Origin of the sequence: Nocardia salmonicida NBRC 13393 (assembly GCF_001613085.1) — a bacterium.
Lineage (GTDB): Bacteria > Actinomycetota > Actinomycetes > Mycobacteriales > Mycobacteriaceae > Nocardia > Nocardia salmonicida.
This window is the reverse complement of the sequence record NZ_BDBR01000032.1, coordinates 1-19,810: the sequence shown is the minus strand read 5'-3', so window position 1 is coordinate 19,810 and position 19,810 is coordinate 1. Positions and strand designations below refer to the sequence as shown.

Here is a 19,810-nt window from a genome sequence, read left to right as displayed (position 1 = left end):
CGGGACTGGGGCGAATTCTGCGTCGGGCTGGTCGGAGCTCACGCTGGGGATCCTTCGGGGGTTGCGGCCGCGGCCGCGAGGGCGGCGGCGGGCAGAGCGGCGGCGATACGGTCGAACGCGTCCTCGTCGAGTGCCGCGGAGACGAACCATGCCTCGAACGCGCTGGGCGGCGCGTACACGCCCGCGTCGAGCAGGGCGTGGAAGAAGGCAGGGTAACGCCAGGTCTGGCTCGCTTTGGCGGCGGCGTAGTCGGTCACCGGGCGCTCGGCGAAGAACACGCTCACCATATTGCCTGCGAACTGGACTTGATGCTCGACACCGGCCTCTGTCAGGGCTTTCGCGAACAGCGAGCCGAGACGATCGGCATTGCGGTCCAGCGCCGCGTACACCTCGGCGTCGGCCGCGCGCAGCGTCGCCAGGCCCGCCGCGACGGCGACGGGGTTACCGGACAGGGTGCCCGCCTGATAGACCGGGCCGAGCGGAGCGAGGTTGTTCATGATCTCGGCGCGGCCGCCGAACGCGGCGGCGGGCAGGCCACCGCTCATCACCTTGCCGAAGGTGTAGAGGTCACCGGCGACGCCTTCGCGCCCGTACCAACCCGACGCGCTGACCCGGAAACCGGTCATCACCTCGTCCATGATCAGCAGCGCGCCGTTGTCATGTGCCAGCGCACGCAGGCCTTCGTTGAAGCCGGGCAGCGGCGCGACCGCGCCCATATTGCCCGCGGCGGCCTCCGTGATGACGCAGGCGATCAGGCCGGGGTGCGCTGCGAAGGCAGCGGCGACGGCGGCCAGGTCGTTGTAGGGCAGCACGATGGTGTCGGCGGCTTGCGCGCCGGTGACGCCGGGCGAGGTCGGCAGGCCGAGCGTCGCGACGCCCGAGCCCGCGTCGGCCAGCAGCGCGTCGACGTGGCCGTGGTAGCAGCCGGAGAATTTGATGATCTTGGATCGGCCGGTGAAGCCGCGGGCCAGGCGGACCGCGCTCATCGTGGCCTCGGTCCCGGAGTTCACCAGGCGGACCCGCTCGACGGGGTCGACGCGCGCGGCGATGGCCTCGGCGAGCTCGATCTCGGCCTCGGTCGGCGCACCGAACGACAGTCCGCTGGTCGCGGCCTTCTGCACGGCCTCGACGACGGCGGGGTGGGCGTGCCCGAGAATCATCGGACCCCACGAGCACACCAGATCGACGTAGTCGTTGCCGTCGGCGTCGATGAGCGTGTAGCCGCTCGCGGAGGTGATGAACCGCGGCGTACCGCCCACCGAATTGAACGCACGAACCGGGGAATTGACGCCACCCGGGATCACCGAGGCTGCCCGCTCGAAGAGCTGGGCGGAAACCGGTACCTGCGTAGGACTCACGGATTCCAGTCTCTCAGCTCGCCTCGGCACGCCGGACGACAGGGTGCAGCACAGTGACCCAGACCGCAGCGACCCACCGACGACACGCCCGACACGCCGCCCCTATCGGCGAAAGAATTCGATCTAGGCCCATTGGCCTGCGACTACGCTCCGTGCGGCTCAGCACCTGAGCCGCAGAGAAATCAGCTATCAGCGAGAGGGTATTTCATGCGTTTCGGCGTCACCAGCACTGCCCTTGGCACAGGGTTCGTCGCGGCGGGAGTGCTTCTGGGCGCGGGTTCGGCCACCGCCTTCGCACCGCAGGTCCAGCCCGATCGGATCGGCGCCCAACTCAGCCACGAGGAGACCGTGGCGCTCGGGGCGGGGCCGATTCCAGCGATCACCGCGATGCTCGTACCCCCCAATCGGATCGGGGCGGGTCTCCACACCGATACCGATCTGTACCGTGACGCCGACGGCGGCATCCGTGCCACCTTGCGCCAGGTGGTGACGGAGGCGGCGGCCCATCCCGACGGCACCGTCTCCGTATTCCTGAACGCGCCCGGCACACGGGGCGGGCGCGTTGTCGACGTCTTCCAGCAGTGGACCGACTGATTACGTGTACATGCAGGGCACTTCGGCGGAGATCGTGTGCAGCTGGCACATGATGCCGTTGTAGATCCCGCTCGAGCCGGTCTCCGGGGCGAAACCATCGGCGGCCGGCTCGGCGGTCAACGGGGTCAGCGGCAGGCCGGGGGCAGCCTGGGCGGGCGCGGCGGCCAGCGCGATCGTCGCCACAGCGGCGGCGACGGTACAGATTCCTGCGGTCAGTCTGGTCATCGATTCCTCCTCGAGGGAGCCCGCTGTGCGGGCTCGTGTCCCGAACACCCACGCGCACATCGGAATTCGGCTTCCCCTAGATCATCGGTTCGACGTCGCGACGTGCTACAGATCTGGCGTAGATCCTGGCGAGGCCGTCGATCACCAACAGCCCACCCACCGTCACCAGCGCGCAAGCGAGCAACAGCAACGGCGGCACGTAGCGCACGGCCACGAAGCCGGGATGTTCATCGGTGCCAACGAACTCGGTGGTGCGCCGCGCCGCCTGCCAGCTGACGACCGCGCAGGCCAGGAAGAGCACGGCGAAGCCGAGTTCGAACAGCGCGATCCAGCGTCTCATTCCTGCGATCCTGCCAGGGGCGAGATCGAATCAGCTGACCAGGCTCGGTACCAGCAACAGCGCGATGACGGCCAAGGTGAGGACAACCATCAACCCGATGACCAACAGGTCGCGCCGCAGGCTGTGTGGTTGCTCGATCACCACGCGCATCATTGCCTCCGCTCCCCCGGCGCCACGCCGGTGTGATAATCCTCACCCTACACTGTGCAGTGTTACTTCCGGTGGGACTGGAAGTACTTCGTCGACTCCGGCCGGTAGCTGAGGAATGCCGCTCCCGCGGCCAGCACGCCCTGCACGATCGCCGAGCCACCCGCCACGATCGTCGCCGCATTGGCGACGGCGGAGAAGGTGAACATGGTCGCGACGGCGCCGAGTCCGAGCCAGATCGCGACGACCGTGAGCACCGTGCGCGCCCAGGACTTGCCGCGGCCGAGCTGATGCGCGATGGCCACGGTGACCCCGGCCAGCAGCACGCCGACCAGCGCGGTCAGCGCGAAAGCCACCAGCACCATCGCGTCGACGGTAGATGCCGGGAAGTTCGGATCCGACTTGTGCATCTCGTCGAGGAACTGCTTGCTGAGCTCGTCGCGCTCCCCGGTCATGGTGATGACGCTGGCGAAGGTGTAGATCACACCGAGGCCGGCGATCGCCCACCACAATTGACGGGCGGTGCCGACGTCTTCCGGTATGGGAAGGGTTTCGGGTTTGTTCGGCGGAACGATCACGACAGCCAGCGTGCTGCCTCGGTCGCCCAGTAGGTGAGCACGATGTCCGCGCCCGCCCGCCGGATGCCGATCAGCGATTCCAAGATCGAGGCCCTTCGGTCGATCCAGCCACGCTCGGCGGCGGCGGTGATCATCGCGTACTCACCGGAGATCTGATAGGCCGCAACGGGGACCGTCGAGCGGTCGGCGACGTCGCGCAGGATATCGAGGTAGGACATCGCGGGCTTCACCATCACGATGTCGGCGCCCTCGGCGAGGTCGAGATCGAGTTCGCGCAGCGATTCGCGACGGTTGGCCGGATCCTGCTGGTAGGTGCGGCGATCGCCTTCCAGCGACGAGCCGACGGCCTCACGGAACGGGCCGTAGAAGGCCGAGGCGTACTTGGCCGCGTAGGCCAGGATGGCGGTGTCGGTCCGGCCGACCGCGTCGAGTCCGCGCCGGATCGCACCGACCTGGCCGTCCATCATCCCGCTGGTTCCGAGCAGATCGGCGCCGGCTTCGGCCTGCGACAGCGCCATCTCCACGTAGCGGTGCAGGGTCGCGTCGTTGTCGACCGCGCCGTCGGTGCCGATCACACCGCAGTGGCCGTGATCGGTGAATTCGTCGAGGCAGGTATCGGCCATGATGACCGTCGCGTCCCCGACTTCCTCGGCCAGCGCGCGCAGACCACGATTGAGGATTCCGTTCGGATCACTGGCCTGTGAACCGGTCGCGTCCTTGTCCTCGGACAGCGGCACACCGAACAGCATCAGCCCGCCGACCCCGGCGGCCACCGACTCCGCCGCGGCTTTGCGCAGGGAGTCCAGCGAATGCTGGTACACCCCGGGCATCGAGCTGATCGCCCGCGGCTCGTCGAGACCATCGGCGACGAACATCGGCAGCACCAGCTGACGCGGCTGCAGCGTGGTTTCGGCGACGAGTCGACGTAATGCGGGTGTCCTACGCAACCGCCGCGGGCGGTCGAAAGCGGTCATAGCCCGCAGAATACGCCTCTCGCCGGTCGGTCGTGGCAGCGCCTACAGCGGGCCGGAACCGCGGGCCAGTTCGCCCAGAATCTGCTCGAAGGTTGCGAAGACCGGCGAGGGGCCCGCCGAACTCCAGGCTTGGTTGGTGAGCAGGATCGCCGTCACCGCACCGTCGTTGGACCAGGTGGATCCCAGGCCGCCGTCCCACCCGTAGGCACCTGCGCGGGGACCGTCGGGCTGGTCGAGCAGCTGGATGCCGACGCCGTATCCCCAGCCCGCGCTGCCGTCGGGGGCGGGCCCGCCACGGTCGAGTTGCTCGGCGGTGAGGTGGTTGGTGGTCATGGCGGTGACGGCTCGTTCGGACAGGATGCGGATGCCGTCGAATTCGCCGCCGTCGCGCAGCATGCGGGCGAAGCGGTGGTAGTCGGCGAGGGTGGAGACCAGGCCGTCGCCGCCGCCTTCGAAGGCGGGTGGGGTGCTCCATTGGCCGAGGGCAGGGTCGAAGACGGTACGGACGCCGTCGATGTCCGCGTAGTGCGGGCCGAGTCGGGCCAGCTCGTCCGGCGAGACGGAGAAGCCGGTGTCGGTCATGCCGAGCGGACGCAGGACGCGGTCGGCCAGGAATTCCGAGAACGGCGCGTCCGCTGCCCTGGCGATCAGGATGCCGAGGACGGGTGCGCCGACGTGATAGAGCCAGCGTTCGCCGGGCTGATATTGCAGCGGCAAGGTGCCGAGTCGCCGCATCCAGGTGTCCGGCGGCAACATCTGCGCGGGCGTCGGCGGACCCCAGCCGAGGCCCAGTTCGCTCCAGGCGGTGTCGAGTGGTTTGGGTGAGAAGTCGGCGAAATCCATTCCCCAGCCGAGGCGGAAGGTGAGGAGGTCCTCGACGGTGATCGGGCGGTTCGCCGCGACCGTGTCGGCGAGTTCGGCGGCGGGGTTCGCGAGCACCCGGAGGTCGGCGAGTTCGGGTAGCAGTCGATCGACCGGTTCGGTCGGGTCGAGGACACCGTCGTCGATCAGGATCGAGGCCGCGACCGCGGTGAGCGGTTTGGTCATCGAAGAGATCCGGAAGATCGTGTCGGTGCGCACCGGTGCGTTGCGCGCGGCGTCGAGATGGCCGATGGCGCCGGTTGTTACGTCGTCGCCGACCGCGACGAGCCAGGCCAGGCCGAGCAGCTCGTCGGCCGCGACGTGCGCGCCGAGCCGCTTGTCGATCTCGTCCACCGTCATCGCCTCTCCTCGGGTTGCGTTGCGCTACTAGACCACAGCGGTCCGACAGCTACCGGCGAATCGCCACCCGCAGTGCTTCGCCGAGGTCGCCGACCTGTCCCGGCGAACCTGTGGATAACATCGAAAGACACTGGAGCTCAATGGCTTCCGCGCGAGATCGACGAAACCTGTCGGTGCCCCTCGCTATAATCGAAAGCGTGTTCGAGGGTTCCGACAATCGGGGGCGGGACCCAAACGCAACGGGAGGACGCCGAATGAACGCCATTGCCGCTCAGACCACTTTCATCACCGCGCCGTACGTGCCGCTCGAGAAGAAGCGACTGCCCGCGGGCCGTCCGCGCCGCTGGTACGTGGCGCACAATCGTCGGCTCAAGGCCATGCGGTTGACGATCGCACTGCTGGATTCCGGTGTGTACCTACCCAATCAGGCCACCAACGAGACCATCCGACGCACCGCCGAGAAGATCGACATCCGCCCGCCGTCGGATGCCACCTGCCGGCTCGTGCGCACGCTGCTGCGCTACAGCCGATGATCCTGATACGCCGAAAGCCCGCCGTCGCGGGCGGGCTTTCGGCGTATCTACCGAGTTCAGCGGCTGCTGCTGCGGCGACTCTTCTTACGCGGCGGGGGCAGCAAGCCCTCGGCGCGCAGGCGCGACGCGTGCTCGGCCAGCGCCTCCACCAGTGGGCCGACCTGTGCCGACTCGGGCTGCACGTCCACGCGCAGACCGAACTCGATCGCGGTCTCGGCGGTCTTCGGGCCGATGCACGCCACGATGGTGCGCGCGTGCGGCTTGCCCGCGATACCGACCAGGTTGCGGACCGTGGAGGACGAGGTGAACAGCACCGCGTCGAAACCACCGGTCTTGATCATCTCGCGGGTCTCCGCGGGCGGCGGCGAGGCGCGCACCGTGCGGTAGGCGGTGACGTCGTCGATCTCCCAGCCGCGCTCACGCAGGCCCTCGGCCAGGGTCTCGGTGGCGATGTCGGCGCGGGGCAGCAGCACCCGGTTCACCGGATCGAACACGTCGTCGTAGGGCGGGAAGTCGGCGAGCAGGCCCTCGGAGGACTGTTCGCCACTGGGCACCAGTTCGGGGTTGATACCGAAGGAGCGCACCTTCTCCGCGGTGGCCTCACCGACGCAGGCGATCTTCACCCCGGAGAACGCACGAGCGTCGAGACCGAACTCGGCGAACTTCTCCCACACCGCGCGCACGGCGTTGGTGGAGGTGAACACCACCCACTGGTAGCGCCCATCGACCAAACCCTTGACCGCCCGTTCCATCTGGGCGGGGCTACGCGGCGGCTCCACCGCGATGGTCGGCACCTCGATCGGGATCGCGCCGTGGGTGACGAGCCGCTCGCTCATCTCCCCCGCCTGATCCTTGGTGCGCGGCACCAGCACGGTCCAGCCGTAGAGGGCACGCGATTCCCACCACGACATCTTGGCGCGCTTGTCGACTTCCTTGCCGACCGTCACGACCAGCGGGCCGACCAGCTCGGAAGCGGCGTTGTTCAGCGAGGCCAGCGTGGCCTCGATCGTGCGCTGCTGACGGGTGGTGCCACGCACGGTCACCGCGACCGGAGTCTGCGGCGCCAGACCGTGTTCCACCAGCGCGCTCGCGGTCTCGGCCAGGTGCCCGGAGGTGGCGTGCAGGACCAGCGGGCCGGGGGCGGCGGCCAGCGCCGACCAGTCGACCTCGCCGCGCACATCGGCCTCGGTGTGCCCGGAGCCCAGCGCGATGCCCGCGTAGCTGGGTACGGCCGAGCCGTTGGGCAGGCCGGGCAGCACCTCGAACACCATGTGCGAACGGGTGACGGCGTTGACCTCGTTGATCACCGAATCGGTGGTCAGCGGGTCGCCGGTGACGATGCGGACCACGTCGTGACCGTTGCGCGCCTCGGCGATCAGCGTTTTGGCCACCTCGGCGGGTTCGCCGAGAGCGGGCCGCACGTCGACCGGGCTCTCGCCGTTTTCGCCCACCTCGTGCGCGATGCCGATCAGGGCGAGTACGCCCTTGTCGACATCGGGGTCGGTGAACGCCAGCATCGCCCGCTCGAGCACCTCACGGGCGCGCACGGTCAGCAGGGCCGGGTCGCCGGGGCCGGATCCGACGAAAAGGATCCGCCCTGGTTGCTTCTTGGTAGCTCGGCTGCTGCTCATCGGTTGTTCTCCATCGGGCTGGAATTAGTGAAGTCGGTGGGCGCCGGTTCGTCTGTGACGCTCAGCAATGCGCGAGCACCCAGGTCCAGCAGTTCGCGCGCCAACGTGCGACCGAGTTCGGCCGCGTCTTTCGGCGCGCCGACGATCGAGGCGCGCAAGACGTCGGAGCCGTCGATCGCGGCGGCACAGGCGCGCAGCGAGAGTTCGTCGAAGATCCGGCCGTCCTCGTCGATCGACTCGACGATCTCGGCGAGTGCTCCGATCGGTGCGGTGCAGCCTGCTTCGAGCTCACCGAGCAGCGAACGCTCGGCGAGCACCGCGGCTCTGGTCGCAGCATCGTCCAGACCGGCGAGTACCTCGATCAATTGCGGGTCGTCACTGCGGCATTCGACCGCGAGGGCGCCCTGCGAGGGGGCGGGCAACATCTGCACCGGTTCGAGCGATTCGGTGATCTCGTCGGTGCGCCCGATCCGGCACAGGCCGGCGCGGGCGATGACGATGGCATCGAGCTCACCCTCGCTCACCTTGCGCAGGCGGGAGTCGATATTGCCGCGCAGCGGGAGGATATCGAGGCCGAGCCCCAGGGCGCGCAGCTGCGCGGCACGGCGCGGGGCCGAGGTCCCCACGCGGGCACCGGCGGGCAATTCGCCGAGAACCATGCCGTCGCGAGCCACCAGCGCGTCGCGCGGGTCCTCGCGGGGCGGGATCGCGGCGATGGTGAAGCGCGGGTCCTGCGCGGTGGGGAGGTCTTTATAGGAATGCACCGCGATGTCGATGCCGCCCGCGGCGAGCTCGTCGCGCAGCGCGGAGGTGAACACCCCGACACCGATCTTCTGCACCGGATCCGACGACAGATCGCCCGGCGTCTTGATGACCACCAGTTCGGCGGGCTGCCCCGCCGCGATCAGCGCATCACGGATGGTGCCCGCCTGTGTCAGCGCGAGCAGGCTGCCGCGCGTGCCGATCCGCCACGGCGCACTGGCGCTGCCTGCGGTCACGGTGTCCTCTTCCTGCACTGTCGTGGTCATGCGGTTTCCTCCTGCGCATGCCCGAGCGGCGCTGCGTGGTTTCGCATGCTGCCTGTGTCGGGTCTTGACTCGGTCAAGCGTGACGGCCCATCGCCGAGGTGGCCTGCGGTGAAGTCGTCGGCCAGCGCGGACTCGCCCGCGGCGACCTCCATCGGCGCGGCAACCGCTTGTACCGCACCGGGTTTCAGTTCGAACAGCTCACGCAACGCTTCGGCGTAGCTGTCGCCGCCCGGCGTCGATGCCAACTGCTTCACCCGCACGGTCGGCGCGTGCAGCAGCTTGTCGACGACGCGGCGCACCGTGCGCGCCACCTCGTCGCGGGCCGGGTCGGCCAGGTCGGGCAGCCGCGAATCGAGGCGGAGCAGTTCGGCCTCCACCACATCGGCGGCACGCTGGCGGAGTGCGGCCACCGTGGGGGTGACCTCCGCCATGCGTTGCCCGGCAAGGTACTTGGCGAGTTCGTCGGCGACGATGAGGCGCGCGGCGGCGGTGTCGTCGGCCGCGGCGCCCGCGGCCGGATCGCGCTGCAGCGATTCGATGTCGATGACGCCGACGCCGGGCAGGCCGGCCACCGCGTGCTCCACATCGCGGGGCAGACCGAGATCGCAGAAGACCAGCGGCCGCTCGGCGACGTCGGTGCGGGCCCGGCCTGCGAGTGCGCGGTGGGTGTCGGCCAGGGTGACCACGGACCCGACCGCGCCGGTACAGGTGATCACGACATCGGCGCCGGCCATGGCCTCGGTGAGTCGTGACATCTCGACCGCCTCGGCATCGACACCGTGCATGGTGCGCCCGGTCTCGGCGAGACGCTGTGCGCGTTCGAGGGTCCGGTTGACGACGATGATGCGCCCTATCCCGGCCCGCGACAGATGCGCCACGGCCAGCCCGCCCATCGCGCCCGCACCGACCACCACCGCGGTGCGCCCGGCGAGATCGCCGACGACACCACGTGCCCGATCCAGCGCCACCGACACCACCGAGGCGCCGGCCCGGTCGATCCCGGTCTCCGAATGCACGCGCTTGCCGACCCGCAACCCGTGCTGGGCCAACTCGTGCAGTGTGCGTCCGACCGCCTGCTGACCGTCGGCGCTGGCGTAGGCGCTGCGAATCTGGCTGAGCACCTGCTGCTCGCCGACGACCATCGAGTCGAGGCCGCTGGCGACCGCGAACAGATGCTCGGCCGCGGCCTCGCTGTAGCGCACATAGGCGTGCTTGGTGAGATCGCCCAGCGGCAGTCCGGAATGCTTGGTGAGCAGCTCACTCACCTCACCGAGCCCGCCGTGGAAGGCGTCGACGACCGCGTAGACCTCGACCCGGTTGCAGGTGGAGACGATCATGGCCTCGGACACATGGCTCGAGGAGAGCAGCCGATCCACCAGTTTCGGCCGTTCGGACTCGCTGATGGCGACTTTCTCCAGCACCGATACCGGGGCGCTCCGATGCGAAATCCCGACCAGCAGAACACTCATGACCGCACCTCGCCGACGCTGTGTCGTGTCATGCGCGTCCCCACGCCGTGTCGCTGTTTAGCTCGCTGGCGCTCGCTCATGGCGTGATCACCGATCCCTTGGTGCTTGGCTCCGTTGCCGAGTGGGGCGTAACCGAACGCGGCGCGGTGCGACGCGACGGCCTGCCGCGAGCCGGTTCGACCGGCGCGGCATGTGTGAGGTGGTTCGGCGGCGCTACCCGGCGCGCGACGCGGCTGGAGCCGACCTCGGCGATCTCGGGCAGCGCGGGCGCGTCGTTGCGCGCGGCATCGAAGGACAGCATCTGCAGTTCCATCGCCAGGTCGACGCGGCGGACCTGAACATGGGCGGGCGCGCGCAGTTCCAGCGGCGCGAAGCTCAATATCGACGGCAGTCCGGCGGCGACGAGCCGGTCACACACGTCCTGGGCGGCCTCGTCGGGCACGGCCACCACGGCGATCGTCGGCGTCAGCGCCGGAATCTGGGCGGTCAGCTGCTCGACATCGCGCACGACGAGACCGGCGTACGACTGGCCGATCACCGAAGGGTGGTTGTCGAAGATCCCGACCACGGTGAAGCCTCGTACCCCGAATCCGCCGTAACCGACCAGCGCGCGGCCCAGATTGCCCGCGCCGATCAGCACTACCCGATGTCCCTGTGACAGTCCGAGCACATCTTCGATCCTGGTGCGCAACTTGGCTACGTCATAGCCGACACCCCGCACACCGTTGGGTCCGAGGAAGGAAAGATCCTTGCGCAGCTTCGCCGAATTGACACCCGCCGCGACAGCGAGTTCCTCACTCGATACGATGACTACACCCTCGTCGGCCAACCCAGCGAGAACCCGGAGATAGGTAGCGAGACGAGTCACCGTGGCCTGCGGAATGTCCCGCACAAGAGCCTTGCCGGAGACGCCACTCGGCGTCTCGTGCTGCTCTGTCACGTCGTCGGCTCCTCGTTCCGGGCCTGATCGCGGTCCGGTTCCTCTGTTTCGTTCACCGGTGTGGGTCGCTGCGATTACGAGAGCGCGACCGGTGCCATAGGGGCGGTACAAACCCGGCCACCGCCGCTGCGTGCCAGGGGCGGTGCGGATTGCGTGTCACCACCGTAACCGCTTGTGCAGGCGTTCACAAAGTCGGTGAATTCGGCCTCATTTTCCGTCGCGACCAGCGATCCGGCTCAGGTCGGCCCGCAAACGGGGCTCGTCCACGTCGAAATAGCTGTGTTCACGGCCGTTCAACAGGACCACTGGCAGGCGATCTCCGTATTCAGCACGCAGCTCCGGATCCTTGACCGCGGCTTCGTCGACGTCCAAGGTGGCTACCGGGAGACCGAAATCACCACAGATCGTCTGCAATTGCGCCAGCGCGGTGCCGCACAAGCCGCAACCAGCGCGGGTCAACAGGGTCACCGTCGGTGTGGGATTAGTCATGAGCCCTATTTAATCCTCGAGCCCTCAGCGAGTTGTCGGTGCAGCCGGTTACTGTGGACATGGTTCGCGCGACTAGCGGAGGGTACTGGTGCCGGAACGTTCGAAGGTGACTAGGGCCGGATTCGTCGCAGGGCGATTCGGGGAGTTCCCTGCGCGGTGGCAGCCCAGCCGCCTCGGTCAGGAGCTACAGGAACAGTTCGCACGGCTGCCACGCAGCCCGTTCGGGCCGAGCGAGGAAGAGCTACGCGCCAACCTCGCCGGTGAGGCAAGCGCCGACGCGGCGCTCGAGCTACACGTTGCCGATCTCGCCGAACAGGGCGACGACGCGGGCCCCGAGGTCCCTCGCGACCTCACCGCCGCGGCGTTCTTCGACGTCGACAACACCCTGGTCCAGGGTGCCTCGATCGTCCACTTCGCCCGAGGGTTGGCCGCGCGCAAGTACTTCAAGACCTCCGACCTGGTCGACGTCGCCTGGAAACAGGTGAAGTTCCGGGTCACCGGCAAGGAGAACTCCTCCGACATGGTCTCGGGCCGGGAGAAGGCGCTCAGCTTCATCGCGGGCCGCCCCACCGCCGAGCTCGCGGCGCTCGGCGAGGAGATCTACGACGAGATCATCGCCGACAAGATCTGGCCCGGCACCCGCGCGCTCGCCCAGATGCACCTCGACGCCGGCCAGCAGGTCTGGCTGGTCACGGCCACCCCGGTGGAGCTGGCGAATGTGATCGCCAAACGCCTCGGCCTGACCGGCGCCCTCGGCACGGTCGCCGAAAGCGTCGACGGCAAATTCACGGGCCGCCTGGTGGGCGATATCCTGCACGGCCTCGGCAAGGCACACGCGGTGCGCACCCTCGCGATTCGCGAAGGTCTCAATCTCAAGCGCTGCACCGCCTATTCCGACAGCCACAACGACGTCCCCATGCTGTCGCTGGTCGGTACCGCGGTGGCCATCAACCCCGATTCCGACCTGCGCGAGGTCGCGAAGAACCGCGGCTGGGAAATCCGCGACTTCCGCACCGGCCGCAAGGCGGCGAAGATCGGTGTGCCCACCGCGCTGGCACTCGGCGCGGCGGGCGGAGCGGTAGCGGCTGTCGTAGCCCGCCACCGCGACAACTAACCCAGCACCACGTTCCGGCGCTTGGCCAGCAGCTTGTAGAGGGTCTGCTGGATGGTCTCGCGGACCTGGTCGGTGACCTCGAACATCGTCATCGGGTCATCGGCCTCTTCCGGCTCGAACGCCGTGGTCGCGATCGGCTCACCGAACTCGATGTACCACTTCGACGGCATCGGCACCGCGCCGAGCAGCCCCAGATGCGGGAACAGCGGCGTCACCGGGAAGTACGGCAGCCCGAGCAGGCGGGCCAGCGGCTTGATATCGGCGAGCTTCGGGTAGATCTCCTCGGAGCCGACGATCGACACGGGGATGATCGGCACCCCGGCCCGCACCGCCGCCGACACGAAACCACCGCGCCCGAACCGCTGCAGCTTGTACCGGTCGGCGTACTTCTTGCCGACGCCCTTGAATCCTTCGGGGAACACTCCCGCGATGTGCCCGGAGCGCAGCAGCCGCTCGGCATCGGGGTGGCAGGCCATCGTGTGCCCGGCCTTGCGCGCGAGCGCACCCAACAGCGGCATCTCGAAGATGAGGTCGGCGGCCAGCAGCCGCAGCGCCCGCTGATTCGGGTGCTTGTCGTGCACGGCCAGCTGCAGCATCAGACCGTCGAGCGGCACAGTGCCCGCGTGATTGGCGACCAGCAGCGCGCCACCGACGGCGGGAACGTTCTCGATGCCCGTGACCTCGGCGCGGAACCAGTACTCCGACAACGGTCGCAGTGTGGGCAGGATGACCGATTCGAGTAGGTGCCTGTCGTAGCCGAACTCGTCCACCTGGTAGTCCCCGGTGAGCCTGCGGCGCGCGAATTCCGCGGTCCGTTCGATCTGCTCGCCGACGGCATCGCGCACGATGTCGGTGAGCGATTTCGGCGGCAGCGCGGGCATTCCCGGCCGACGCTCGCTGAGAGAGGTGACCGGCATCGCCTGCATCGGTTGATCCGGCCATCGCCGGGTCTGCGGTCGCTGTCGGGCCTCGACATTCACGTCGAGACGAATGACTTTCGCTCCCTCGTTCATTTATGCGCTCCTGATCCGGCCCCGATGAGGCCGAGCAGTTTGTGTTCCGCGGCGTCGATCCATGCCGGATCGAAGACTGGCCGCAACGCTGCGCCCGCGATGAAGTCATCGAACGCCTGGACCGTGGTCCAGCGTGGGGTGAAGCCGAGCTCGGTTCGCATACGGGTGGTGTCGAGCCCGCAGCCGAAATAGAAATAGTCGGGTTGTTCGCCACTGAATCCGCGCATGATCGGGCCCATCAACGAGCGACCGACCGTGCGGAAGACGAAGAACGGCACCGGCGCGACAATGCGCCCGGCCCGCCGGATCGCCTGCGACATGGCCAACGCGCCGTCACCGGCGATATTGACCGTGCCACCGTGGGCACGCTGCGCCGCGTGCACGAGCACCGCGACCGCGTCTTCCTCGTGCAGCAATTGCAGCCGGGCTTCGCGACCGAGAACAGTCGGCGTGATCGGCGAACGCAGATATTGCACGCCTCGATCGGCCAGGCGCGGCCCGACGATCGGCGCGAAACGCAGAATCGATGCGGAAATATCGGGCCTGCGCCGCGCCATTCCACGCACCAGCGCCTCGATATCGATCATGTCGCGCGCGAACCACCCCGCTGGCGGAGTGCGCGCGCCCATTTCCTCGGTGAATTTCGCCGGATCCTTGGCACTGCATCCATATACCGCCGAGGACGATCGCACGACCACGCGCCGCACCGACGGCGCTTTTTGACACACGGCGAGCAATTGCATCGCGCCGAGGACATTGAGATCCTTCATCACCGCGCGACCGCCACCGGCGGGCGGACGAGTGAGCACGGCCGCGTGCACGACAGTGTCGACGTCGTTGCCCTCGACGACCTTGCGAATAAGCGGATTCCTGATATCGGCGCGCACGAACTCGGCACTACCCATTTTTCGACGAAGCTCACGGCTGGGAGTGACGGTATCCACGGCGATGACACGTTCGACGCCGGGTTCGGCAGCTAGGCGTGCCGCGACATTGCCACCGAAGAAGCGGCTGGCACCAGTGACCAGCACAACTCTCGGCGCGTGTCGTTCCCGTGTATCGGAACTCGTACCTGACCCCACTCAAAGCCCCCTGCTCATCGTGTTTCGCGTACCAGAGTAGCCGCATTCGCGCCACTCACCGTCACGATCTACAAGCATTTAACGAGGACGACCCGTCCCCGCATAGCGAGATTCACAAACCCGGGCTTTTCACAGCGAGAGCCCGCCACCTTCGAAGGGTGACGGGCTCGTCGCAGGCACGCAGGCTTACTTGCCGAGTTTGCGCCGCTGAACACGCGTGCGGCGAAGCAGCTTGCGGTGCTTCTTCTTCGACATACGCTTGCGGCGCTTCTTGATCACAGAACCCATAGGGTTTCCTCGCGTTCTCTCTACTCGGCATACACACGCGGTGTTCACGTGCGTCGTTTGGCGTCCGCGCCGCCGGGGCAACCGGACACCACGAACGGTGCCACCGGCAGGCGGACACGAACCAGTTGTCCATGCTACCGGGGCACCCGAGCAGCAACGAAACCGCCCTTGTACCTGGCCGAACTACGTCATCCGGCGTCGAAGTACGACGTCTCCAGGTAGTCGTGCACCGCCTTCGCGTGCACTCGGAACGAGCGCCCGACACGCACCGCGGGCAGTTCACCCGAGTGCACGAGCCGGTACACCGTCATTTTCGACACCCGCATGAGATCGGCGACTTCGGCGACGGTGAGAAACTGAGTGCCACCGCCGATCACCGTTTGCGGGGTGGCGCCGACCCGTGGAGCGGGCGAACCCGAACCACCGCCCGACGCCGATGGATTACTTGACATTCTGTTCGCAGACATCATGGCACCATTGACCTCCGGCACGCCCGCGCCGCCGGCTTCCCCACCAGCGGAACAGACACGCACGTGCTTCTACGAGCTTAGCGGGACCAGTGGGATTACTGCGACGGGTGTGAGAAATCGGTTCTCGAACCGGGTACCCGATCGTCACTCGTTCGTTGCGCCCTGTTCGGCCGACCGCCGCTTGGCCGCGTCCAGTGCTTCGGTGAAGGTCGAGCGCAGGGCACCACGCTCCAGCTCGCGCAGCGCCGCGGCGGTGGTGCCACCGGGTGAGGTGACCGCGGCCCGCAGTTCGGCCGCGCTCTGCCCGGTTTCGTCCAGCAGCGCCGCCGCGCCGATCATGGTCTGCACGACCAGTTCGCTGGACACCTCGCGGGTGAGACCGAGGCCGACCCCGGCATCGATCATCGCCTCGACGACGAGGAAGAAATACGCCGGTCCCGAACCGGATACCGCGGTGACCGCGTCCATCTGCGCCTCGGGCACCGTCACCACTTTGCCGACGGCTTCGAGCATCTCGCCGACCTGCTCGAGCTGCTCGGGCTTGGCGTAGCGACCGGGCGATTGCACACTCATCCCCTGCCCGACCAGCATCGGGGTGTTCGACATCACCCGCACCACCGGGAAACCGGCGGGCAGTTTCGACTCGAGCCGGGCGGTGGAGATACCGGCGGCCAGCGAGACGAGCACCTGATCGCGACCGTTTTCGAGATCGGCCTTGGACAGGTCGGTGAGCACCGAGTCGACCACGCCGGGCTTCACCGCGATGACCACGATGTCGGCGCCCTCGACGGCGTCGGCGACCGAACCGCTCACCCGCACCTTGAACCGCTCGGCCAGCTGCGCGGCGCGCGCGGCGACCGGCTCGACAACGACCAGATCCTTGATCGCCCTGCCGGATTCCAACAATCCGGCCACCAGCGCCTCACCGATCCGACCGCCACCGACCACCGCAATTCTCGTCATGAGAACAAGGTTAGTTGGCCCGGTGGCCTCAGCGTGCCGCCGGGATCAGGGCCAGCTGACGACTCTGGGCGACAACGGCACCGGTGGAGTCGATGACCAGGTGGTCCTCGTCGAACATCCGCTCACCGACCTCACGGGCGGTCGCGACGACGCGCAGCCAACCGGGTGCGGGGACGCGGCGCAGATAGGTGGTCATCTGGACGGTCGGCGACCAGCCGAAGTGGCCCAGGTTCATCGGGACGGGCGGGCTGATGTCGGCGGCCATCATCGCGAAGGCGGCGCGCGCCCGCGGATCGGCTTCGTCGCCGTCGAACGGACGGATCCACAGCCGCAACCGAGGCGGGCCGGTCTCGCCGCGCAGGAATTCGCCCCAGGTCGGATCGATCACCATGTGGGCGCCCTGGCTCACGTGCACGATCTTGCCCATCGGCGAATCGGGGGTGTACTGGAAGGCCTGATCGCCCGGCTCGGCGGGCATGTCGGTGTCGGGACCCGTCCAGCGAGTCTGCGCGGAGTCGAGGTGGCCGAAGGTGAACGCGGTCCGGACGAGGGTGCGGCCGTTCTGGCTCAGGTCGACGTCGGCCAGGCAGATCTGGCGGCCCTTCTTCCGGATGTGTACCGCGTATTCGACCTCGCCGGGATCGGGGGCGCCGAGGAAGTCGGTGCTGCCCGCGATGGGCGCCATCTGGGCCAGTGATTCGTCGGCTTCGGTCAGCCAACGGGTCGCCGCGGCGGCGGTTGCCGCGACCATGGTGCCGCCGTGCACCTTGGGGCCGATGGTCCAGGTGGGTGCGATGACGCCGGCGTAGCGACCGGTCTCGGCATCGGTGGTGGTGAGCTCGGTCAGGTCGAGAACCTGGCTGAACGGCGCGTCGGTCGCGAGTTCTCGCGTCATCGTCACTCCTGGTCGGGGGGCACTACAATTCGTACAGCGTACAAGCACGCGGCGCCCGCAACTATTCCGCGCTGCATACGCGGACACGGCGATGTCGGTACAGGCGGGCCGCTCCGCGCGATCACGGCCGCGTCCAGGCGGTGAGACGTTGTCCCCGCCGCACCACGATCACGGCAGGTCGGCGTGGCGCGGCTGGGGGTCCGGCGTCGCGCCGGTGAGGTGACGGCGGGCGAACTCGAGAGTGCGCGCCAGTTGCACGGAGCGTTCGGCGGTGGTTCGCGCGTTCTGGGTGTTGATCTCGGCGACCGCGTGACCACGGAAACCGGTGTGTATCAGGTGTTCACACAGTTGCGCGCACGGCTGGGTGCCGTCGCCGGGCACCAGGTGTTCGTCGTGCGCGGCGCCGCGCCCGTCGGCCAGGTGCAGGTGGATCAGGCCGTCGCCCATCCGGCGCGCCAGCTCGAGCGCGTCCGCGCCCGCGGTGGCGGTATGCGAGAGGTCGAGGGTGTAGTGGTCGAAGCCGGTATCGGTCGGATCGTAGGAGGGGCTGAACGCGCTCACCGCGCGTCCGGGGCCCGCCCGCCGTTCCAGCCTGCGCACCGCGCCGTCGCGGAACAGGGTGTCGGCCCGCATCGGGAACATGTTCTCCACCGCGACCTTGACCGGGTGATGCGCCTCCAGCTCACCGACCTGATCGGCGAATCCCCTGGCGTAGCGACGCTGCCAGCGAAACGGCGGGTGCACCACCACGGTGTCGGCGCCGAGCGCTTCCGCGGTGCGCACGCTGCGTTCCAGCTTGGCGACCGGGTCGGCGCCCCACACCCGTTGGGAGATCAGCAGACACGGCGCGTGCACGGCGAGCACCGGCACGCCGTAGCGCTTGGCGTAGGACTGCACGGTAGCGATGTCCTGGCTGGCCGGCTCGGCCCACACCATCAATTCCACACCGTCGTAACCCAATTCGGCGGCATAACGGAACGCCGCCTGCGTGTTCTCCGGATATACCGAGGCCGTCGACAGGCCGATCGCGATGTCCGCTCGTGCGTTCCCCACAGCCCACTCCCTGTATTCAGCTGGTACTGAGGAGAAAGGCTAGCGGTCCCAGCGTCACGAAGACGCCTACGACAACGGCGATCACCGTGCTGAAGATGTCGTCGGTGCGACGCAGGACACGAACCAGCGCCACGAGACCGAGGATCACCACCATCGCCAGGGCCAGCGCCACCCACGGCAGCGTTTCCCACATCGTCTCGAAACCCTTGAACAGCAACATTCCGGCGACCGCCGCGCCCGCGCTCTGCGCGCCGAGGATCATCCACTGGCGACGGTTGGTGTCGTCGCCGTTGCCGCGCGCCATCGCCGAGACGCGGGCGGCTCGGCTGGCTACCGCACCGCCGGCGCGATTGCCCGCCATCCGGCTCGCGGTCCGCGAGTCGGCGCGGCCCGTGGTCTTCGATTTGGCTCGGCTCGCGACCTTCGACCTGGCCCGGTCTGCCACCTTCGCCGCGGCCGCTTTGGTCGCGGCGCGCCTGCTCGCCCTGGTCGGCTTCGGTTCGTAGTCGTCGTCGTAGTCGTCGTCATCGTCGAAAGGCGCGTCGTCGTAATCGGATTCGGAATAGTCGTTGTCGACGTAGTCGCGATCGACGTAATCGGACTCGGCGTAGTCGTCGGTGTCCTCGTCGTCGGCCTGGTCCGCGCCGACCCGATACACGATCTCGGTGTGCGCGTCGGCGTCGCCACGATCGGCCCGCTGCCGCAGCAGGTCACCGGCCACCGACTGCCCGGACACCAGCGGCTGCTCCTGGCTGACCGGCGACCACGCGGCCGTCGGGAAACCACCGCTCTCCGGGGCGGGCGCCGCCTTGTCCGGACGATGCCTGCGCGCCGACCACGACGGCAGCCCACCGGACTTCGGCTCCCCCCGCCTGCGATCCAGCGACGGGCGCTGATCCGCACCGCGTGCCGGGGGGGCCTCGACGCCCGGCGCCAGGTTGTAAGCCTGCGTGGCCTCGGCATTCGGCGGCGGAAACCCGTTGAACCCGGGTACCGGGGGCTGCCCGTTGAAACCCGGCGTCGGGTCGTTGCGGCCCGGCCCGTTGAAACCTCTGGCGGGCTCAGGACCCGGCCAGCTATCGGCGCCAGGCTGCGGATCGAACGACTCGCCCGGTCGACCGTTGAACCCGGACGCGGGTCGGCCGTCGAACGACTCGCCCGGTCGGCCGTTGAACCCCGACGCGGGTCGGCCGTCGAAGGATCCGGCGCCCCGACGCTCGTCGAAGCCCGATCCGGAGCGGCTGTCGAAACCCGGGCCGAGATCGGCGAGATCGTCCAGTCCGCGGGACTGCCCCGGACGACCCATGAATGCCTGCGGCGCGTCGATGCCCGCCTCGTACAGCGGCGCGTCGAACGACGGGCGAGGGGCCGGGCTCGGCTCGTTGGCCTCCTCCGCGGCTTCGGC

General features: G+C 68.4%; 22 protein-coding genes. 3 read left to right on the top strand and 19 right to left on the bottom strand.

Annotated elements, in window-relative coordinates; translation table 11 throughout:
• Positions 1-38: 38 nt before the first annotated feature.
• Positions 39-1,358 carry a glutamate-1-semialdehyde 2,1-aminomutase gene (gene hemL / locus NS1_RS26585; protein WP_084504461.1) on the bottom strand — a complete coding sequence of 440 codons (1,320 nt, stop codon included), beginning with the start codon at positions 1,356-1,358 and terminating at the stop codon, positions 39-41.
• Between the two features lie 207 nt (positions 1,359-1,565).
• On the opposite strand from hemL, the gene NS1_RS26580 reads away from it, so the two are divergent.
• Positions 1,566-1,952 carry a hypothetical protein gene (locus NS1_RS26580; protein WP_062988802.1) on the top strand — a complete coding sequence of 129 codons (387 nt, stop codon included), beginning with the start codon at positions 1,566-1,568 and terminating at the stop codon, positions 1,950-1,952.
• Here the strand turns inward: NS1_RS26580 and NS1_RS26575 are convergent, their stop codons facing one another.
• From NS1_RS26575 to NS1_RS26555, 5 genes are all read right to left on the bottom strand, one after another.
• Positions 1,953-2,177, bottom strand: a complete 225-nt coding sequence (locus tag NS1_RS26575; RefSeq protein WP_131816986.1) for a hypothetical protein — start codon at positions 2,175-2,177, stop codon at positions 1,953-1,955.
• A 76-nt stretch (positions 2,178-2,253) separates the two neighbouring features.
• Positions 2,254-2,517, bottom strand: coding sequence for a hypothetical protein (locus NS1_RS26570; RefSeq protein WP_062988798.1), 264 nt, complete (start codon positions 2,515-2,517; stop codon positions 2,254-2,256).
• 212 nt (positions 2,518-2,729) lie between these two features.
• Complete coding sequence (locus tag NS1_RS26565; RefSeq protein WP_062988796.1) at positions 2,730-3,242, bottom strand: hypothetical protein; 513 nt, start codon at positions 3,240-3,242, stop codon at positions 2,730-2,732.
• Positions 3,239-4,216, bottom strand: coding sequence for a porphobilinogen synthase (gene hemB, locus NS1_RS26560; RefSeq protein ID WP_062988793.1), 978 nt, complete (start codon positions 4,214-4,216; stop codon positions 3,239-3,241). The genes NS1_RS26565 and hemB overlap by 4 nt, the downstream gene beginning before the upstream one ends.
• A gap of 42 nt (positions 4,217-4,258) precedes the next feature.
• On the bottom strand, positions 4,259-5,437 hold the full coding sequence (locus tag NS1_RS26555; RefSeq protein WP_062988791.1) for a serine hydrolase domain-containing protein: 1,179 nt from the start codon (positions 5,435-5,437) through the stop codon (positions 4,259-4,261).
• 254 nt (positions 5,438-5,691) lie between these two features.
• Here NS1_RS26555 and NS1_RS26550 point away from each other — a divergent pair, with 254 nt between their 5' ends.
• On the top strand, positions 5,692-5,970 hold the full coding sequence (locus NS1_RS26550; RefSeq protein ID WP_062988789.1) for a hypothetical protein: 279 nt from the start codon (positions 5,692-5,694) through the stop codon (positions 5,968-5,970).
• A gap of 56 nt (positions 5,971-6,026) precedes the next feature.
• On the opposite strand, the gene NS1_RS26545 is transcribed toward NS1_RS26550, so the two are convergent.
• The 5 genes from NS1_RS26545 to NS1_RS26525 form a co-directional block, all read right to left on the bottom strand.
• The gene (locus NS1_RS26545) at positions 6,027-7,601 is read right to left on the bottom strand and encodes a bifunctional uroporphyrinogen-III C-methyltransferase/uroporphyrinogen-III synthase (protein ID WP_056814472.1); all 1,575 of its coding nucleotides are present in this window, start codon (positions 7,599-7,601) and stop codon (positions 6,027-6,029) included.
• Positions 7,598-8,629, bottom strand: coding sequence for a hydroxymethylbilane synthase (gene hemC, locus NS1_RS26540; protein ID WP_056814475.1), 1,032 nt, complete (start codon positions 8,627-8,629; stop codon positions 7,598-7,600). Before hemC ends, NS1_RS26545 begins: the two co-directional genes overlap by 4 nt.
• Positions 8,626-10,098, bottom strand: coding sequence for a glutamyl-tRNA reductase (locus NS1_RS26535; protein WP_174562682.1), 1,473 nt, complete (start codon positions 10,096-10,098; stop codon positions 8,626-8,628). The genes hemC and NS1_RS26535 overlap by 4 nt, the downstream gene beginning before the upstream one ends.
• A 76-nt stretch (positions 10,099-10,174) precedes the next feature.
• A complete protein-coding gene (locus tag NS1_RS26530) occupies positions 10,175-11,038 on the bottom strand; it encodes a redox-sensing transcriptional repressor Rex (protein ID WP_056814479.1) in 864 nt (287 codons plus the stop codon).
• 207 nt (positions 11,039-11,245) lie between these two features.
• Positions 11,246-11,527 (bottom strand): glutaredoxin family protein, encoded by a 282-nt coding sequence (locus tag NS1_RS26525; RefSeq protein WP_062988786.1) that lies wholly within the window; start codon positions 11,525-11,527, stop codon positions 11,246-11,248.
• A gap of 88 nt (positions 11,528-11,615) precedes the next feature.
• Here NS1_RS26525 and NS1_RS26520 point away from each other — a divergent pair, with 88 nt between their 5' ends.
• The gene (locus tag NS1_RS26520) at positions 11,616-12,641 is read left to right on the top strand and encodes an HAD family hydrolase (RefSeq protein ID WP_373864366.1); all 1,026 of its coding nucleotides are present in this window, start codon (positions 11,616-11,618) and stop codon (positions 12,639-12,641) included.
• Here NS1_RS26520 and NS1_RS26515 read toward each other — a convergent pair.
• The 8 genes from NS1_RS26515 to NS1_RS41865 form a co-directional block, all read right to left on the bottom strand.
• The gene (locus NS1_RS26515; RefSeq protein WP_062988782.1) at positions 12,638-13,654 is read right to left on the bottom strand and encodes a lysophospholipid acyltransferase family protein; all 1,017 of its coding nucleotides are present in this window, start codon (positions 13,652-13,654) and stop codon (positions 12,638-12,640) included. The genes NS1_RS26520 and NS1_RS26515 overlap by 4 nt on opposite strands.
• Complete coding sequence (locus NS1_RS26510; protein WP_082843570.1) at positions 13,651-14,685, bottom strand: NAD-dependent epimerase/dehydratase family protein; 1,035 nt, start codon at positions 14,683-14,685, stop codon at positions 13,651-13,653. Before NS1_RS26510 ends, NS1_RS26515 begins: the two co-directional genes overlap by 4 nt.
• Before the next feature lie 237 nt (positions 14,686-14,922).
• Positions 14,923-15,024: a 30S ribosomal protein bS22 gene (locus NS1_RS39310; protein WP_003402602.1), complete on the bottom strand. Its 102-nt coding sequence runs from the start codon at positions 15,022-15,024 to the stop codon at positions 14,923-14,925.
• A 188-nt stretch (positions 15,025-15,212) separates the two neighbouring features.
• A complete protein-coding gene (locus NS1_RS26505; RefSeq protein ID WP_228537168.1) occupies positions 15,213-15,494 on the bottom strand; it encodes a helix-turn-helix domain-containing protein in 282 nt (93 codons plus the stop codon).
• 144 nt (positions 15,495-15,638) lie between these two features.
• On the bottom strand, positions 15,639-16,457 hold the full coding sequence (proC, locus tag NS1_RS26500) for a pyrroline-5-carboxylate reductase (RefSeq protein ID WP_062988780.1): 819 nt from the start codon (positions 16,455-16,457) through the stop codon (positions 15,639-15,641).
• A gap of 28 nt (positions 16,458-16,485) precedes the next feature.
• A complete protein-coding gene (locus tag NS1_RS26495) occupies positions 16,486-17,352 on the bottom strand; it encodes a thioesterase family protein (protein WP_062988960.1) in 867 nt (288 codons plus the stop codon).
• A 168-nt stretch (positions 17,353-17,520) separates the two neighbouring features.
• Entirely contained in the window at positions 17,521-18,405 is an 885-nt protein-coding gene (locus tag NS1_RS26490) for a sugar phosphate isomerase/epimerase family protein (protein WP_235569394.1), read from the bottom strand.
• Between the two features lie 16 nt (positions 18,406-18,421).
• Positions 18,422-19,711: an Rv0497 family membrane protein gene (locus NS1_RS41865; protein ID WP_255284707.1), complete on the bottom strand. Its 1,290-nt coding sequence runs from the start codon at positions 19,709-19,711 to the stop codon at positions 18,422-18,424.
• Between the last annotated feature and the right edge of the window lie 99 nt (positions 19,712-19,810).